The organism is Legionella sp. PC997 (genome assembly GCF_014109825.1).
Lineage (GTDB): Bacteria > Pseudomonadota > Gammaproteobacteria > Legionellales > Legionellaceae > Legionella.
The window spans coordinates 1,287,570-1,304,239 of sequence record NZ_CP059576.1 but is presented as its reverse complement, the minus strand read 5'-3'; the positions used below and the strand labels follow the sequence as shown (position 1 = coordinate 1,304,239).

Sequence of the window (16,670 nt, the reverse complement as noted above, 5' to 3'; positions counted from 1 at the left end):
TTTAGTAATTCTCAAATAATATCAACAAAAGGAGGATTATCGAATGGATAATCAAATTAACCAACTCTTAAAATCAACCAAGAGTGAAGCGCAATTAGCCAGCGCCCCTGAAAAAGAAGAGATTTATTTTAATAGTAATGGAGTATTAACATTAGGAGTAGAAATTGAGCTCCAGCTCATTGACTCAAAAAACTATAACCTATGCTCAAGAGCAACTGATGTGCTTAGTGCTACAGCCCATCTGGAAAAAATTAAACAAGAGTTTTATTTAAGTACTATAGAAGTGACTACAGATAAATGTTCCACTGCCCAAGAGGTTGAAGATGACCTTTATGCTACACTCGCTTCATTACAAACAGAAACAAAAGATTTAGGGATCTTATTTTCTACAACGGGGTCTCATCCTTTCTCAAAATACTCCGATTGGGTAGTTTCTCCTACGACTCGTTACCAAGAGCTCATTGACCGTAATCAATGGCTAACCCGGCGTATGAGCGTATATGGCTTACATGTGCATATTGGTATGTCCAGTGGGGAAGACTGCATTCGTTTTAACAATTTTTTCATGTATTTTTTACCTCATTTATTGGCGCTATCTTCAAGCTCTCCGTTCTGGCAAGGAATAGATACAGGGCTTGCTTCGTGTAGACCAACTACTTATGAAGCGCTACCCACTGCAGGACAACCCTATCATGTCCGAACATGGCAAGATTTTGAGCATCTATATAAGTCATTAAAATTATGCGGTTCGATTAAATCACTTAAAGACTTGTGGTGGGATTTAAGGCCAAGTCCCAGTTTTGGAACATTAGAAATTCGTGTTTGTGATGGAGCCGCCACTTTATCAGAAACACTTGCTTTAGTTGCCTTAATTCATACTCTTGCACATTGGTTTGCTGATAATGGCAGTTGGCTTGAGTCAGTTGCCTATCCTCCTTTTTGGCTTTCTCGCGAAAACAAATGGCGAGCAATTCGTTATGGATTGGATGCTGAACTAGTAATGAACACCGAAGGTAAAACCAAATTGATGCGCGAAGATATCAATGAATGGGTTGAAAAATTAACCCCATACATTCAACAATTGGGCTATCAAACTTATTTTTCTACTCTTAAAATGATTATGGCTTCCGGCACTAGTTCCGAACGACAACGTAAAGTATTTGCTCATAACCATTGTCTTAAAGATATTGTGAAACACAACGTAAGCGAATTCTTACTGCAAACTCCTCTATACAGACGTGAATCAGTTATCACTTAACTGAAGGGAATCACTATTAATAAAAACTAGAGGAGGACATTAATGAAACAAATAACCTATACATCAAAAAAATTGGGTAATGTAATCATCAAGAGTGATTTGAATCAGTATACAATTTGTTCGAACCGATTGGAGGCCAGATCCCTTAACCAAGATGAAGAAAGTTTTTTAATCGATAAATATACTCATCTTTTAGTGAATCTTGAAAATATAAGGATGTTTGGTGAAGGAAAAACATGGACACCTGCAGCTGTAAGGGAATTTATACAAAGTGAAACGAAATATTGGAACTCCGACAACAAATTTTCAGTGTTTTCAATTTACCATTCATCGACACAAGAGTTTATTGGTTATCTCCATTTAAAACATTCTTTAAACGATTTCTCCAATATAGGAGTTGGTCATCAAAATGTCGGAGAGATTGCTTATATTATTGATCATGCTTTTTGGGGAAAAGGTTATGGAACTGAAATTGCAATCTTAGGAAAAAAGTTTATTAAACATATTATTTCTGAGAGCGCCAATGAAACTTTAGAAAAGAATATTAGAGAAATTGTTGCAACAGTTCATCCATCAAATGAAGGTTCTAAAAGAATTTTACAGAAGACACTAAAACATCAGGAACAGGAAGTATTTACTAAGTTCGGTGATCAACCACGTCTATTATTTTTTAAGCCATTAAAAACCTCTACTCTCCAGGTAGATGAATTTAATGGCTTAACCGCAAAATTATAAAACAAGGAGTAACTATGTGTGGTATCGCCGGTGAATTTCAATTCAATAAAAGAACTATACCTCTTTTTAACCTAGAAAAGGCTTTACTTAAACAGTTTAACCGAGGACCTGATGATGGCAATATATACCTGACGAAAAGTTTAGCGCTGGGGCACAGAAGACTTAAAATTTTTGATTTATCAAATCTAGGAATGCAACCTATGGTTGATCCAGATTTAGGTTTAGCATTGGTTTTTAATGGAGCAATTTATAATTTTACTGAGTTACGTGAAATCCTAAAATCTAAAGGATATTCTTTTATTTCCAATAGTGATACGGAGGTGCTTCTTAAGGCCTACCATGCTTGGGGGAAAGATTGTGTATACCGTATTTATGGTATGTTTGCTTTTGCGATCTGGGAGCAAAATACAGGTAAATTGATACTTGCCCGTGATCGTTTAGGCATTAAACCACTTTATTATACTTCTGATGCAAATTATGGATTCAAATTTGCATCCACATTACCTGCTTTAATTGAATTTGGTAATGTCGATACCTCGATTGATAAAATTGCACTTCATTATTATCTAACCTTCCATGCAGTTCCTGAACCCCTTACTATCCTATCTGGTGTAAAGAAACTTTCTCCAGGTTCCCTTATGACCGTTTACCCCGATGGGAAAATTGAAGAAGAGAGTTACTGGGATTTAAAATTTGATAATTCAAAAGCAGAACATTCTCGGGATGAAAATTATTGGGTAAAAGAAACTTACGAAGTATTAAAATCAGCCACTCATCGCCAATTAGCAGCAGATGTTCCTGTAGGTATCTTACTTTCTGGAGGATTAGACTCTTCATTACTTGTAGCGATCGCTTCCAAACTACGACAACAAGAAATTCAAACATTCTCTATTGGGTTCGATGGTGTAAATGGGGAGCAAGGTGACGAATTCTTATATTCGAATCTCATTGCTTCAAAATTTAATACTCAACATCAGCAAATTTATATTTCAAATAAGCAGTTAGCCGATTCATTAGGGGATTGTATTTTTGCAATGTCAGAACCTATGTTGAGTCATGACAATATTGGCTTTTATCTTCTGTCTCATGAGGTATCCAAACATGTTAAAGTAGTTCTTTCAGGTCAAGGTGCAGATGAAATTTTTGCTGGATATCATTGGTTTCAACATATACAAGTAAATCCTGATTTACCCTCACAATCAGCGCAAATAATTTTTAATAAGGTAGCAGATCGCTCTTTTAAAGAATATCAACAACTTGTAATGCCAGACTTTCAAACGACATTTCATGCTTCCGATTTTTTAATTAAGCTGTGTGAAGAAAATAATTCTAAAAACCCGATTGACAATTTACTTAAATATGAAAGTACCTTCGCATTATCAAACGGACCTTTAAGCCGAGTTGATAATATGACCATGGCAGCAAGTCTCGAAGCAAGAGTACCTTTTTTGGATGAAGAGATGCTCAAACTTGCAACGTCTATGCCCCTTCAATACAAATTGCCCCAAGGAGGTAAATATATTTTAAAACAGCTTGGAAGGAAAATGCTCCCTAAACAAATTGTAGATCGACCAAAAGGCTATTTTCCAGTTCCTGCGTTGAAATATTTAGAGGGAAGTACTTTGGAGCTAATGCGTGAAGTACTTTCTTCCGAAAATATAACAAAAAGAGGCATTTTTAATTTAGGGGGAGTTCAAAGCTTATTTACAAAATCAGCGAAGAATTTTACTCCTTCGGGTATTTCTAAGCTGTGGCAAGTTGGTTTGCTTGAATATTGGCTACAGCAGCATAAGTTATAAGTAGATTTTTATGAGATTTTTAGAGGTAGAATATGAACATTAGAAAAATAATCAATAAGTTTTTGGAAGTTAATTTCTTATTATGGTCGATTTACTCAAATAGTATATCGGGTACATCAAATTGTTTATTCGATCTCGCTCCTGGCGAACAATTTCTTATACAAGGAAATTTTACAAGAAAATTGAAATGTAATCTGGAGTCCAAAGAACAAAATACTGAGAACTTATTAAGTTTTATTGCAATAAAAAATAAGAGCATTATCAATAAATTAACTATGCCTGAAGGCACTGTTATGATTTTATTGACCGCCGATAATTTTAAGGATGGTTTCTCATTTGAATTAGAGCCTGAATCCAGCTTAGGAATTACCAATGACTCCGAAGACTTTGTCAGCCTAAATTGTTGCAATAAAATTTCATCTAAGCAGACAAATATGACAAATCAAGAATTTTGAAGACTGGATGTCTTGGAGCCTATGAGACGCTGAATATTCTATGGTGTCTAAATATAGATAAAAAATACTCAGACGTTTTTTAAAATTCCCTTGTTATTTATGAGAAAGCCTCTTTTTTAATGCATTAGACGGTATAAATAGGGGCGTTTCTCGCTCACTGAACCACTGTAGTGGATGTCAATAAGTTAATCCTTCACAGATTTTGATTGTTCAAGGAGTTCTGAAAAAATCAAATAAACTCCATTCGTCCAACCAAATCCAATTTCATTCGTAGCGTAGCTGTATTTAATTTTGTTATCTGTACGCGTACTTAATGTATTAACATCATATTTTTCAAAAATCGCGTGGTTCTTTTGAAACCCTCTATTTACGGTATTAATGAATTTGCTCGCTACTTCTATTGCAAACTTTTTATAGCCATATTTTTCAAGACCAAGCACAGCAAAATATTGCATTGGAGCCCATCCAAATGGAGCATCCCATTGTAATCCAGAGTCGTTAACGCTTGTTACAATTCCCCCTTTCTTTAATAAATCGGGTAAATGTCCCACTACTGCTGCAGCCTGTTCTTTTGAGGCGATTCCTGCCCATAAAGGATAAAAGGTTGTGGCAAACGGATAAAATTTTCGTTGTTTCTTTTTAAAGTCGTAATCCAGATAATAACCCGAAGCCTCATCCCATAAATAGCGATTTATATTACTCACTCGAATTTTGGCACGCTCTTGCCATTGCATCGCCTCTTCAGAATCACCTAAAATCTCATAGATTTTCTGTGTATCTCGCTCCATTTTATATAATAGAACATTTAAATCTACAGGAGCATAATCTAATATTCCAATACCAAAAGGCCCATACTTTGCAGTAATATCAAGACCAGATTCGCGTATTGTGCGATCAGCAATATAAAAATAAGGTGTTAATTTATTGTGCTGATAGTCATAAAACAGTGTTTTATCATATTCAATTACGGAATGGGTTTTAAAATAATTTAATACTTTTTCATAATATAATGGCGACTCTTCAGGTGTGGGCCCTTCTCCATCCGAGTAATATCGAGATAAGCCAATGTTTGGTATTACATGAGGGGGAGATGTCCAAAAATGATATAATTTTTGAATTGCGGGTAAAGTAGATTTTAACCAAAGCTTATCAGAATCTTTTTGATAATAAGCCAATATCATTTCAGTGAGCACAGGTGGCTGTGTTCTTCCTAAATAATAGGTGCGATTAGCATTTAGAATAGTTCCATAATTTATTACTTCATAAATTAAATTATCCACCATACCCTTTGCAAGCGCAAATCGATTATTCTTGAGAAGGCCCAATTCAATAAAAAAGCTGTCCCAAGCATACATTTCATTAAACCGACCTCCAGGGACTACATATGGATATGGCAAAAAAAGTAGCCCATGTTTTTTTATTTGAGTATAATTTTTAGGTAAATACTTAAACTTGATTTCAAAGTTTTTTATATTTTTTTGCCTTACTGCCTTAATATTTTCATCTTTGGGTAAATACACTATCAATTCATCAATTGATAATTTTGGATCCACACTGGATTGAACCCAATTGTCGCGTGTTAATAAATTCCAGCTTTTATCAATATATTGGGCGACTTGTAAATCAACATTATCAATGTCACTAGCAAATGTCTTTTGCAAAATAAGAATCAATATTAATATTGACCTGTACCAGTATTGACCTTTTGAAATTATGTGCAATTTAATATCCTTATTTATTACATTTCAAAACTTGCGAAATCTTATTAGTTTAATAAAGTCTATAGTTGTAATAGACAGTTTATTGTCGTTAGCACTATTTATCTTCCATCCAAATATATATGCTCTTTATCTTTTATAATCATATCTTATTGCCTTATGTTGTATATGCTCTATAACAATAAGCCAACTCAGTGATCGGAAGGTTCATTACATTACAATCTTCATAAGTTAATTTATACTGTTCGCTTTATCTACGTTTTTTTATTTTTCTCGTAAATGGCAATAATAATCAAAATATAAGCAACCAACCTGATTAAATAAATGAGCGGATTCTCATTTTGTATATTAGTTGTTCCAATGATGACTCTACTTAAAGCTTCTAACAAAAAGGAGGTTGCGAAATAGAGAAAAAAACGATCACTGGTACTTTTCCAGAAACGAAGAAAGAATAGGCTGACAATTATAGAAGCCATTACAAATGCTCCAACAAGCATTGCATTTATCATCATGACTTCTCCTCCCATATTAGCCCAAATAGAAAGAGTAGCAACGAAATTAAACCAGTTAACAATCTTATAGTTGATAAATCTGTCTCCATAAAAACAAAAGCATCCAATACAAGGAGCAGATTGTTAATTGTTAAGCCCAAAAAGCACAAACCACCCCAAAGTAGGATGATAGATTTTTGTTTGGCATAATTACTTAAAAGTAACCAAGCACAAATCACAGCTGTGATAGTACATAGAATGTAGATGATGGCTGCCATAGTCAGGTATCCTTTTTCCAAGTGAATGCATTAGCAAATCGATGTGCTTTTTGATCAATATTAGAATGGATTAAATTTGTTACTTCTATCAAATGTGTTGAATAAGTAGCTGCTAACTGATCAAGGATGTTTTTTAAGAAGTCGTCTCTGGGATAAAATTGGTATAAAGGTGGCCATTGGGTGGAAACCATTATTACACCAGCATTCAATAATTGCCTTAGAATCTCTTCAGCGGAGGAATCACTGATAAAAATACGTTGAGCTACATCATGTAAACTCCACTCACGGTGAGGTTCATTACGCATTAATAGTATCACTTCAAGATATGGAATGGAGGGAACACTATTCAATATGAAACGCCTCACATCATCTGATATATCTGTATTATCCATACTGATCCCATATAGATTGGTTAAAATGCAAACAGTAATATGCAATATCCTACGACGAAGCCTTCAAATCAAAATAGAAGAAGATTCATAATTTGATTGTAATATAATCAAATAACCAAATTTTAATCGGTTTTAATACATTCCCCAGGAACTAGGGTGAACCAAAAGTGGATAGGAAATCTCAATATAACTGATCTTTAAAAGCAATTAGTGGTGTAGTAGCCCGAATTACTGTCGCTAATCCGGGCTACGTTTCTACTCCCTTAAGCCTATTTCGCAAGTATAGAAATTGCTGTGTATTCAAGTTGATTCTCATCTTCCTCATTAACGGAAAGTGACGTTCCATCAGGGTTGATACCTCATTTTGTAAAATTAATGTAAACTAAAATGATTAAAAAATATTCTATTAATGGTTTTGATATACTTTTTATATTATTTATAATTATTTAAGGTTAAGAAATGTCAATAGATAAACTTGAGGCAAAACGAAGTGCTGCCAGATCTAATCCTATTCCAGCGATGTTGCAAGAAATGGCAAAAGGTTTTGGTATTAAAGGTGACGAAGATTCTGCTAATACTCTGATAGAGAGAGCAAAAAAAGATCATCCTGACGAGGTTCCTAAAGTTTTATACAATTTAGGAGGCGGTTTTGCTGTTGGTGGCCATTTTAAGGCGGCTTATAATTTATTAGACAATGTTAAAAAGGAAAATCCTTACGAAGTGCCTGGCCTATTGAATTCTATAGGATTTGGCTTCGCTCTAGGAGGACATAAAGAGCAAGCAGATAAATTTTTAACTATGGTAGAAAAAGACCATCCTGATCAATTACCTAAGCTATATTCGCAGATGGCTGGTGGTTTTGCTCAAGGCGGTCATGCCACTGATGCCTTTAAGCTATTAGACATGGCTGAAGAAAAATATCTTCTTAAACATCCGAAGAGCAATACGGTAGACATGAGACAAGCTCTTCAATCTGTGAAAAAGCAAGGTGAAAGCCAATCTCTTTCACAAGAGTTAGAAGTATCAGTTGGTAAGAATCAACTAACTAACTAATATTTTTTGGGGTGCTCGAGATGCAAATTCGAACTGAAATGGATATTGAACCAATAAACCATCAACTGCTAGGAAGCCCTAATCCATTAAATACAGAAACTGCTTATTGGACAGAACATGCAATATCAAAGCGTTTAGTAGAACTAAGAAAAAGAAAAATTACAGCTCAAGAAGAAAATTTAACTACAATCCATAACATGTTAAAAGAAATGGCAAAGGGGTTTGGTTTAAGCGGAGATCAGGAAGCGGCTAACAATTTATTAAATCGGTTTAATGATCCTCAGTATTATGAGCAGCATAAAGAAGCACTACCTGAGGTACTTTCCCATATGGCATTCGGTTTTGCTGTTAACAATATTAAATCGGCTTATGATTTTATTGGAAAAGTTAAAACTGACTATCCTGCTGAAATGTTGCCTAGGGTGCTGGGGCGAACAGGAGAAGGAATTGCTCACCATGGTAATATGCAAAAAACGTTAGATCATATAGCTATGGTTAGAGAAAATGATATTAGAGATAATACAAATAACCTAGATGTAGTATTGGAGCGTTCTGCAGGGGGCTTCGTTATGGGGGGGCATAATAAACTTGCCTATGAACTCCTTGACCATACAAAAAAGACCTTTCCTGAGTCTGTGCTTTCAGTAGAGTGGGGGATAGCACAAGGATTGGGTCAACAGGGACAAGATAAAGAGGCTAAGGTGTTTTTGCGCCAGATTGAAAAGGATAATAAAGATCATTTACCCAGGGTATTACAGGCGATGGCGTACGGTATTGGTGTCAAACAATATCCAGAAAATAAAAAACAAGATACGTTTTTAGATATGGTTGAAAAAAGATACCCGGATCAACTCTCTGGGGTATTAATGTCTATGGCGTCTGGTCATCGTGAAGTAGGTCGCATCAAAGAGGCTACAAAGTGTGAAGATCGTTTGCTGAAGAATAACTCTGCGTTGAATCAACATCAAATGAAAGAAGCAGTTAAAGGTATGAGGCAAGAGGTTATAACCTCCGCATCAGAAAATACCTCTGATAATGCAGAGAAGCTTAAGTCAACCCCCAGGATGGGGTAATCAGGATAGAACGTGTACTATAGAAAGTGAATTAATTATATAACTACTGAACTCATTACGGCAATTTTCTAAATTTGTCCCAATCATTGGGGACCAATGAGGGTGTTCATCTAACTGTGTCACCTCAATGATAATTATCTAAGCCTCAGATTTAATCTATCTTCAAATCCCCCGAAGCCATCCCTAAATAAGTATGTAAATTGTGGCGTTGCCTCATTATTGCTGTTGTTGCCGAAAGGTGGTAAGCAAAAATGGGAGACGTACGTATGGATTTAAGTGGAACTAAACCCGAAAACCTTCTAAGAAAACAGATTCAGATAGCACAAACCAATGGGACACGAGTTAAGTTGGTTTTATGGATACTGCGACACATGGTGGGACTTCAATCCCACCTAGCTATTAGAGTGTAATTTTACTGCACATAAGATGTGAAAGGAGCAGATATCCACGAAGCACATTGAGGAGCTGGGATAGTATAGGCAGAAACCACATGATCGACTATACTGTTCAGTACCGCTACTCGTTTAAAGTTCAAAGCAGCAGTACTTGTAACGGTACAGACAGCCTCTTTTTGAGATATGTATACCGTACATCCACCTTCAACAGCGGCATCGCGCGTATAATCCACATCTCTTGTTGTCATTCTGTATACATGTGTTAGGTTTATAAGTGACGAAGATATCTCTTTAACGCTAAATGGGGTAGCTACATGATGTTCACCGTAATTTCCAATACCATATGCAGCAACATTTGCCAAATCACTAACTCCAGTTACCTGAATTGGTGGCGAAATAGTAGTGTAGTCAGGAGGAAGTGGTAGATTGAAAATACTGAATTGGAAATCTGGGGCCAGCACTGGGGTAAATGCTGCTGTGAATACAGGAACCTGATCAGCAGGTGGGGAATTACGCATGTCTGATTTAATGGTCTCAAAACTAAACCAGAGTTCATTATAGGCGTTTGTACATAATTGCACATCCGTATAAGATAAGTGATTTTGCGCTAAGTTATCTGCAAAACCAACGCAACTGGTTACTAACAATCCTAAAGCGGGCATTAATCTTTTCATTACATTGACATCCTTTTATTATTGTCATCAATCCCAAAATATATTAATACTTTTATTATTTCAAGAAAAAATAGCTTATGGCCGTTATTAACTCAGCTCTTTATCTGAGTAAAATTAGCACACCATTGTTGCGGGGTATAGAATTTTACCCCCCCCCATTTCCCGTTTTTCAAAAGTATCATATTTAAATTCTTAGCAAAAAAACACTCTATCTATTAGCAAATAGGTTGTTTCCATACTCAAGTTCCTACGCTGCCCCGAAATACACCACTTTTATGTTTGATTTGTACACATTTATAAATCCAGTTCCGTAGTACCGTAGCCCGTATTAGCGAAAGCGTAATACGGGTTTTTGGGGCCTCAACATAACCCAACGCTAATTTGGACTACGCTTGCTAGAAATGACGGCAAAGCCTCTCCAAAAAGAAGAATTAAATAGTTGGCATTCCTAAGTTTCTGTTTTATGAGAAAATCCGGTCAAATGACTTTTAATTGCTCCACACTATTTTTTGGTTGTATGTAAAAATCTATTGGGGGTATCGGCTTTTATTGAAGATTATTTTCCTGTTACGACTTCGTCTAATACGAGCTACGCTTGCTAGGCCAGAATGTGGTAAAGCCTATGTCAATTTGGCTATAAAATACGTGCCCTATTCAATTTTGCTGCGCGACAATACGAAGATAATAGTGGACTCTCTATTCATAGAAAGTCTGGATATCCCAACTTATGCTTTAAAGCGTTTAATGAACCATAAGATAAGTAATGATGTGACTGCTGGGTATATTATTGTTGATATTAAACGATTAAGAAAACCCATGCAGCTTATTACTGATTATGTTTTGAAGTGTTGGGGAGTAATTAAGTCTGCTGAAGTAATTGCGATACCAACTATAAATAAAGAACAAATATAATTTTACAATGTCTGGCAAATTATAAGCTCAGTAAGTTCCATTTTGGAACTCCCTGCGAGGCACTTAGATTGGGCACTCACTACGTACCCAATTCAACAAACTCCATTTAAGCCCTATCAAGATTTAAAAAATAACGAGTCGCTTTAAGTTCGCCAGTTCTTTATTCGAGGTCAGACCCCTTTTGATTTAAATGCCAGAATTGAATCCTTTTGCAACAGAGCCTACAGATATAGTACAGTAGTTATGTTTTAGAAATATGAGGCTAGTTATGCTTAATGACCTAATAAAGCAATTATATTCTGCGTGGCATACGTTTGATATAGGGAAAGTAGATTATGAGTCGAAATTATTTATACGTTATAAAGACAAGTTTTTAACGGAGGCAGTGGATTCGGTTTCAAAGACGAAGGTTTTAATAGAAATGGCGAGTGACAAACTAGCTCCTGATGCAGCGATGCTGACAGAATTAATTAAACATTTAGCTACGGATGCGAAGAAGACAAACGATATAGCCATTTACACTCGCATCGAGCAGATGTACAACCTGTTTTGCCTACTCTTTGTATCAAACGATGAGTTGCATAAAGTTAGCTTTACCGCTCTCAAAGAAGGTAATTTAAAAAATGGTACACGTCAAATTAGAACATTAAAAAATTACAGCGAAGAGATGAAACAATTTTTTGAATCTGAAAATACAAGGATCAATAAGAGTCATCAGCAAGCTAATAAATCCGAAAGAGGAGAGAAACCTCAGCATAAAAAAATGCCTACAAATATAAAGCCCCAGCATAAACAGTGTCCAAATCCTAAATTACAAACCATTATAAATCTATTTCCATCTCCTTTATTCAATAAAAAAATATATTCAAATTTTGAGGAGTCCGTAACCATTCATGTCGATGAATTCAAAATGTTATCTCTTGCGGACATGAAAACTAAATATTATAACTTTCTTTATCTTCCGACAGCGCTAAACTATCCTGCAGTCCATGATCAAGTAATAGTTAATTTGCTTGGTGAAAAGCATTTAGATTGGGATCTTATTTTTGCAATTTATAATAATGCCTATACTAATTTCACTTCCGCTTCAAAGGATGTCCTTTTTAGGATTTTTAAAAGATTATGTGAAGTAGGAAAACACGAAATTGCCTTGGAGGTCTTTAAAACCCATAAAGCGATTATCAATATTGATAACTACTTTCGTATGTTGCACTCTATGGAACCTAATAAAGAGGGTATAACAGTAATGTTAGAATTAGGTTTGACATTAAATATGTATCTTCCTAATATCACATTGATGGAATATTATCTTCAAAAATATGGCCTCAATAGTAAGATAAGTAAGCACATTAAAGACTCTGTTTACTCTGAAAATGTAAAATCTTCTAGAACTACCATAGACTTACATGGTGCGCCTAAAAACGCGGTCGAAGGGATAATAGGAGATGTTGTTGAAAATTGGGAAGATGAGGAAACAAAAATTATGGTCTCGCATGGGGGTGGGACTCATGTAGCCTTCGGTAAATTGACTCCGAGAGACATGAATGACGTCCAATTTTTCTCTCCGGTTAAAAACGCTGTTTATGAAGCGGTAAGGAGTTTACAATATAAGTGGCAAGATAAATATATCATCAGGGTTAGCCCTTATTGGAATCCAAAAGGGTACATGGATGGCTCAAATTCGGTCATTTCGAAAAGAACAATAAAAAATGAGCCAAAGAAAATAACTATTTTTGAACCGACCCAGCAGAATAAACAGAGACCTGGGGAAATTGGAAAAGTAAATGCACCAGTTAATGCGATTACTGCTATCCATTCAAGCTTACGGTCTTCCGATAATAATGTGATTTTTACAACAACTACTTCGGTTACACAAGAAGATTTAACCTCGAATGCTTCTCAACCTAAAACAACAGGCAAAATGAATCCCAAGGCTGTTGAATATAAACCTAAATCTGGTTTATATAATCCTCCAGTTGAGACAAATTCTACCCATTTGAGAACCAAAGAGGAAAAATCACCGACTCAACCTACTATGGAGTCTCCGTATATGCCTGCATCAGTAACTCCATCTTTTTGGTATCCTAGCCAAGCTTTTTTCGCTTATTGTCCAACTTATCAACCTACCTACTATTATACGGAACATTTTGAGGATGAAATTAAATCAGAGACCGAGACTAAAAACCACATATAACGCGGTCTAATGGATGATCTGGACACACAGTTAAGAGATAATTGAGGGCTGACCTATTATTAAGTGCTAATTTGTTGGAAAAAACCCCAGTTCGAATTTGGGTGAATAGACCGGCGGAACTTCCCCGCCCGCCCCTCTCAGAACCGTACGTGAATCTCTCGACTCATACGGCTCCCATCAGGCAAAGCTTTTCCTTATACTAAAAACGCTCTAGACATAAATGCCTCCTCTTGTAGAATGGGTTGCAGCAAGGCGGGGTGTGAAGGCATAAAAAGTTAGATGTTGTCATCTACAGATTACTAAAAATTTTTTTAAAATATTCTATGGAGGTATTACACCAACTCTTACTTATAATAGATAAGCATTTTCATTATCTCACCACAGAGTATCAAGGTGTCCATAAGACTTACTAACACTTCCAATATATATATTACTTCAAATCATCTCACTCTTTAAGTTTAGGGCAGTTAAATTAACTACTAAATCCACTAAATAAATTCATATTAGGCAATCGAGAAAATGCTGGTTTCTTTATCTGCAAAGCAAACGGATAATGGGAAGCTTTATAAACCTACCCGTTAAATTTTAAGAATTCCCTCTTCTGGTTTTCCGCCAATAGGGGTTCTTTGATATTTTTTATTTTAACCATGCCATTGAGTATAAATCCAAAATCTCTCTGCAAGAAAGTGTCTTTTTTTTTGATTAATAGTAAATAACATTACCGAACTCATTGATTATTAGCAGATAAAAGCGTATATATTAGTGCCAACTCGAATTATCAATAACCAGAAGCATACATTTGTTTACTAAAAAATTTTTATACAGATCGCACTTTATTTCAGGATAAAAAATGGCAAAAAATACCCTTTTTAATTTTCTTTTTTATAATGAGGCAAATGTTCAATTGCCTCATGGACATAAATTAGTATTAAGCATTAATAAAAGCAGCCAACACGCTTATTATCGTCTTGAGCTCCCAAAAGGTCATTACCTTATAAAAGACGGGGAAAAAAACTTCCTATTGGACAATCATCACATCAGTATTTATGAAAATGAATTTCGAGATAACCCCAAGTTAAGTCAATATCATTACACGGCTGAATTTCAATACCTTGGTGAAACCTATCGGCTCCATGTGTACTTTAATGCCTTTGATCAATTAAACCAAAACATTGCGTTCGAAAAATGGACTGAAGATGGCTATAAGGTAGTAGACAGCAAAAACATCAGGGAACAATTACTCATCTTAGCCCTAAATCATACAGAACCTTTATTAAAAAAGGTGAGACAACAACATCACCAAAAAATTAAAGAGCTTGAAAAACGTTACCAGGATTGTGATGAAAAGCTCAGCACATACTTTGATACAGAAGCGTCAACGGCTGAAATTTTAAAAATAACAGAAGAAGCCTGTGAGATATTAAGGGAACTCCTTCCGCTTATCCGCTCTACAAGCTACACAGGAATTCTCAAATTTCATGAATCAACGGTGCGTGCCCTGAGAAAAATGGATACTACTCCATTTGAAAATAGCCACCCCCTGGCTTCTACTCCACATGCTGCCCCTGAGTCAGAGGAGATGGATGATATTCCAGATCCCGCCTCTTTACCAGATAGTCCTCTGTTGCAAACCAAAATTGAACAAGAAGAAGTAAAGAGAACTCGGCAAGCCCACCCCTCTGCCCCATCTCAAAATCGATCGCGTCATAAAGTAGAAGAAGAAATTCAGAAATTAAGTATTGAGTTTCAGGAACTAAGCACGGCTCCTATTGAAATTCAGGCTAAAAAAATTGAGCAATTACTGGCGAAAACCTATGAGATTAATTTGCTCTATGAACAAACGATCCAATTGAAATACTTGCCGCAGCTGGAGAAAATACGTCGCGGACTACAAAAATTAGAGGCCAGTTTATTACCTGAGTTACTTTTCAAAAATAAATTTGAATTGGCTGCTTTGCTAACTTCCGCCTTTTACCTACTCCGTGCTGAAAAATATATGAGTGTTGCGCTGCAGACACGTAATGCAAAATTGCTCGATTTTTTATTGACGCATGGTGATATCGATATCAATCAGCAAACCGTCTCTGCCCGCAAAATTCAATTTCCATCTGCAGTGCATGCGTGCTTGCAATTGGATAGCCCCTCTACCCCGATGAGCGAATGTCTTTCTCTTCTAATTAAACACGGCGCATCTCTTTTTGCGCCCAGTAATAAAGGCCTGCCTCTTGTTTATTCTATCCTGGCAGAGGAAGCTCACCCTCTATACAAAGCGCTTTTTATGACACGCGAGAAAACGATTGACTCCGCTGACTTTCTTAAAAAATTAATTCCTTTGCTCAAAGCCTATTTAGAAAGAGAAACCGTCACTGATATCGAAAAAAACCGTATAGAATCCCAAATACACAGCTTTGAATACCAACTCGATATTTTGGAGAATGTTCAGGCTCAGGATCCGAGTTCACGTTTTTTAATGAAGCGGATAAATCATTTAGAAGAAAAATATTTGGGAGATATAGTAAGAAAATTGCGACAAGATCCTAATGTAGTTGAGATAAACAAAAAACTCCAAATCGCAGCCAAGGTATTAAACTCCAAGATTAGTCGAGCACAACAAAGACAAGCAAATATTGCCACTTCCCAAAATTTTGAGAATTTGGAAAAACTTTTATCCCGTGTAGATGTTAAAGAATTAGACTACGACCTTATTAAAGCCAGTGCCTTGGAAAGCCTAAATATCCAACTACAATTGATTGAGGCTAAAGCTGAACTCTTTGATCTTCAGAAAGAAATAAGAAGTACTCCAGTGGTTAATAATGGAAGCAGGAAATACAAAGAACGCCTGAGGAGACAAGATGAATTACTAAGAGAAATACGCCCATTAGAGCAGAAGTATGCCGCTATGCAAAATTTTGACGAGGTAAATCGTGATTTGGAAACCCTTGAGTCCTTAAATACGGTGATTGAATCTTTTGGTGAGCAATTAGAGGGTTTGGGAGGAATGGCTCAGTTATTAAGTCAATTTTCCAGTATATTTTCATCCAAAGGTATCAAATTGTCGTTTACTGAAGAAAATGAAGAGACTCACACATCATCGTGCTCCGAAAAGGAAATTGACGCTCCGTCCCCTTCTTCTCATTAATCTCTTATTGGGGCTATAGGTATTTCAAAGTGGGTATAGGTATTTAAAGTACCTATTTCCCATTTTTCAAAAGTATCATGCTTAAAATCTTAGCAAGAAGGCCA

General features: G+C 35.9%; 13 protein-coding genes and 1 pseudogene. 9 read left to right on the top strand and 5 right to left on the bottom strand.

Features of this window, described 5'->3' with window-relative positions; genetic code table 11:
* Positions 1–43 precede the first annotated feature (43 nt).
* From HBNCFIEN_RS05470 to HBNCFIEN_RS05455, 4 genes are read left to right on the top strand one after another with little or no spacing between them, the layout of a single operon-like run.
* On the top strand, positions 44–1,258 hold the full coding sequence (locus HBNCFIEN_RS05470) for a YbdK family carboxylate-amine ligase (RefSeq protein WP_182393059.1): 1,215 nt from the start codon (positions 44–46) through the stop codon (positions 1,256–1,258).
* 42 nt (positions 1,259–1,300) lie between these two features.
* A complete protein-coding gene (locus HBNCFIEN_RS05465) occupies positions 1,301–1,993 on the top strand; it encodes a GNAT family N-acetyltransferase (protein ID WP_182393058.1) in 693 nt (230 codons plus the stop codon).
* A 14-nt stretch (positions 1,994–2,007) separates the two neighbouring features.
* The gene (locus HBNCFIEN_RS05460) at positions 2,008–3,792 is read left to right on the top strand and encodes an N-acetylglutaminylglutamine amidotransferase (protein ID WP_182393057.1); all 1,785 of its coding nucleotides are present in this window, start codon (positions 2,008–2,010) and stop codon (positions 3,790–3,792) included.
* 32 nt (positions 3,793–3,824) lie between these two features.
* Entirely contained in the window at positions 3,825–4,247 is a 423-nt protein-coding gene (locus HBNCFIEN_RS05455; protein ID WP_182393056.1) for a hypothetical protein, read from the top strand.
* Between the two features lie 185 nt (positions 4,248–4,432).
* Here HBNCFIEN_RS05455 and HBNCFIEN_RS05450 read toward each other — a convergent pair whose 3' ends face one another.
* The 4 genes from HBNCFIEN_RS05450 to HBNCFIEN_RS05440 all read right to left on the bottom strand — a co-directional run bounded on the left by HBNCFIEN_RS05450 (position 4,433) and on the right by HBNCFIEN_RS05440 (position 7,126).
* On the bottom strand, positions 4,433–5,920 hold the full coding sequence (locus HBNCFIEN_RS05450; protein WP_370530119.1) for a trehalase family glycosidase: 1,488 nt from the start codon (positions 5,918–5,920) through the stop codon (positions 4,433–4,435).
* 299 nt (positions 5,921–6,219) lie between these two features.
* On the bottom strand, positions 6,220–6,477 hold the full coding sequence (locus HBNCFIEN_RS05445) for a DUF5985 family protein (protein WP_220471008.1): 258 nt from the start codon (positions 6,475–6,477) through the stop codon (positions 6,220–6,222).
* Complete coding sequence (locus tag HBNCFIEN_RS17845) at positions 6,474–6,734, bottom strand: DUF5985 family protein (protein ID WP_220471007.1); 261 nt, start codon at positions 6,732–6,734, stop codon at positions 6,474–6,476. Before HBNCFIEN_RS17845 ends, HBNCFIEN_RS05445 begins: the two co-directional genes overlap by 4 nt.
* Positions 6,735–6,736: 2 nt before the next feature.
* Positions 6,737–7,126, bottom strand: coding sequence for a hypothetical protein (locus HBNCFIEN_RS05440; protein ID WP_182393055.1), 390 nt, complete (start codon positions 7,124–7,126; stop codon positions 6,737–6,739).
* Between the two features lie 459 nt (positions 7,127–7,585).
* On the opposite strand from HBNCFIEN_RS05440, the gene HBNCFIEN_RS05435 reads away from it, so the two are divergent.
* Together HBNCFIEN_RS05435 and HBNCFIEN_RS05430 are read left to right on the top strand one after the other, a co-directional pair.
* On the top strand, positions 7,586–8,179 hold the full coding sequence (locus HBNCFIEN_RS05435; RefSeq protein WP_182393054.1) for a hypothetical protein: 594 nt from the start codon (positions 7,586–7,588) through the stop codon (positions 8,177–8,179).
* A 20-nt stretch (positions 8,180–8,199) separates the two neighbouring features.
* Complete coding sequence (locus HBNCFIEN_RS05430; protein WP_182393053.1) at positions 8,200–9,252, top strand: hypothetical protein; 1,053 nt, start codon at positions 8,200–8,202, stop codon at positions 9,250–9,252.
* Between the two features lie 412 nt (positions 9,253–9,664).
* Here the strand turns inward: HBNCFIEN_RS05430 and HBNCFIEN_RS05425 are convergent, their stop codons facing one another.
* Positions 9,665–10,321 carry a hypothetical protein gene (locus HBNCFIEN_RS05425; RefSeq protein ID WP_255464358.1) on the bottom strand — a complete coding sequence of 219 codons (657 nt, stop codon included), beginning with the start codon at positions 10,319–10,321 and terminating at the stop codon, positions 9,665–9,667.
* 705 nt (positions 10,322–11,026) lie between these two features.
* Between HBNCFIEN_RS05425 and HBNCFIEN_RS05420 the strand changes: the two are divergent.
* The 3 genes and pseudogenes from HBNCFIEN_RS05420 to HBNCFIEN_RS05410 all read left to right on the top strand — a co-directional run.
* Positions 11,027–11,233: pseudogene (locus HBNCFIEN_RS05420) on the top strand (integrase); the annotation flags it as partial.
* A 268-nt stretch (positions 11,234–11,501) separates the two neighbouring features.
* Positions 11,502–13,427: a hypothetical protein gene (locus HBNCFIEN_RS05415; protein WP_182393052.1), complete on the top strand. Its 1,926-nt coding sequence runs from the start codon at positions 11,502–11,504 to the stop codon at positions 13,425–13,427.
* 850 nt (positions 13,428–14,277) lie between these two features.
* Positions 14,278–16,566: a hypothetical protein gene (locus HBNCFIEN_RS05410; protein WP_182393051.1), complete on the top strand. Its 2,289-nt coding sequence runs from the start codon at positions 14,278–14,280 to the stop codon at positions 16,564–16,566.
* The last annotated feature ends 104 nt before the right edge of the window (positions 16,567–16,670 follow it).

Coding starts and splice junctions, on each gene's coding strand:
- HBNCFIEN_RS05430 (WP_182393053.1), top strand. CDS start 8,200: ATGCAAATTCGAACTGAAATGGATATTGAACCAATAAACCATCAACTG.
- HBNCFIEN_RS17845 (WP_220471007.1), bottom strand. CDS start 6,734: ATGGCAGCCATCATCTACATTCTATGTACTATCACAGCTGTGATTTGT.
- HBNCFIEN_RS05415 (WP_182393052.1), top strand. CDS start 11,502: ATGCTTAATGACCTAATAAAGCAATTATATTCTGCGTGGCATACGTTT.
- HBNCFIEN_RS05460 (WP_182393057.1), top strand. CDS start 2,008: ATGTGTGGTATCGCCGGTGAATTTCAATTCAATAAAAGAACTATACCT.
- HBNCFIEN_RS05435 (WP_182393054.1), top strand. CDS start 7,586: ATGTCAATAGATAAACTTGAGGCAAAACGAAGTGCTGCCAGATCTAAT.
- HBNCFIEN_RS05455 (WP_182393056.1), top strand. CDS start 3,825: ATGAACATTAGAAAAATAATCAATAAGTTTTTGGAAGTTAATTTCTTA.
- HBNCFIEN_RS05410 (WP_182393051.1), top strand. CDS start 14,278: ATGGCAAAAAATACCCTTTTTAATTTTCTTTTTTATAATGAGGCAAAT.
- HBNCFIEN_RS05440 (WP_182393055.1), bottom strand. CDS start 7,126: ATGGATAATACAGATATATCAGATGATGTGAGGCGTTTCATATTGAAT.
- HBNCFIEN_RS05445 (WP_220471008.1), bottom strand. CDS start 6,477: ATGATGATAAATGCAATGCTTGTTGGAGCATTTGTAATGGCTTCTATA.
- HBNCFIEN_RS05425 (WP_255464358.1), bottom strand. CDS start 10,321: ATGAAAAGATTAATGCCCGCTTTAGGATTGTTAGTAACCAGTTGCGTT.
- HBNCFIEN_RS05470 (WP_182393059.1), top strand. CDS start 44: ATGGATAATCAAATTAACCAACTCTTAAAATCAACCAAGAGTGAAGCG.
- HBNCFIEN_RS05465 (WP_182393058.1), top strand. CDS start 1,301: ATGAAACAAATAACCTATACATCAAAAAAATTGGGTAATGTAATCATC.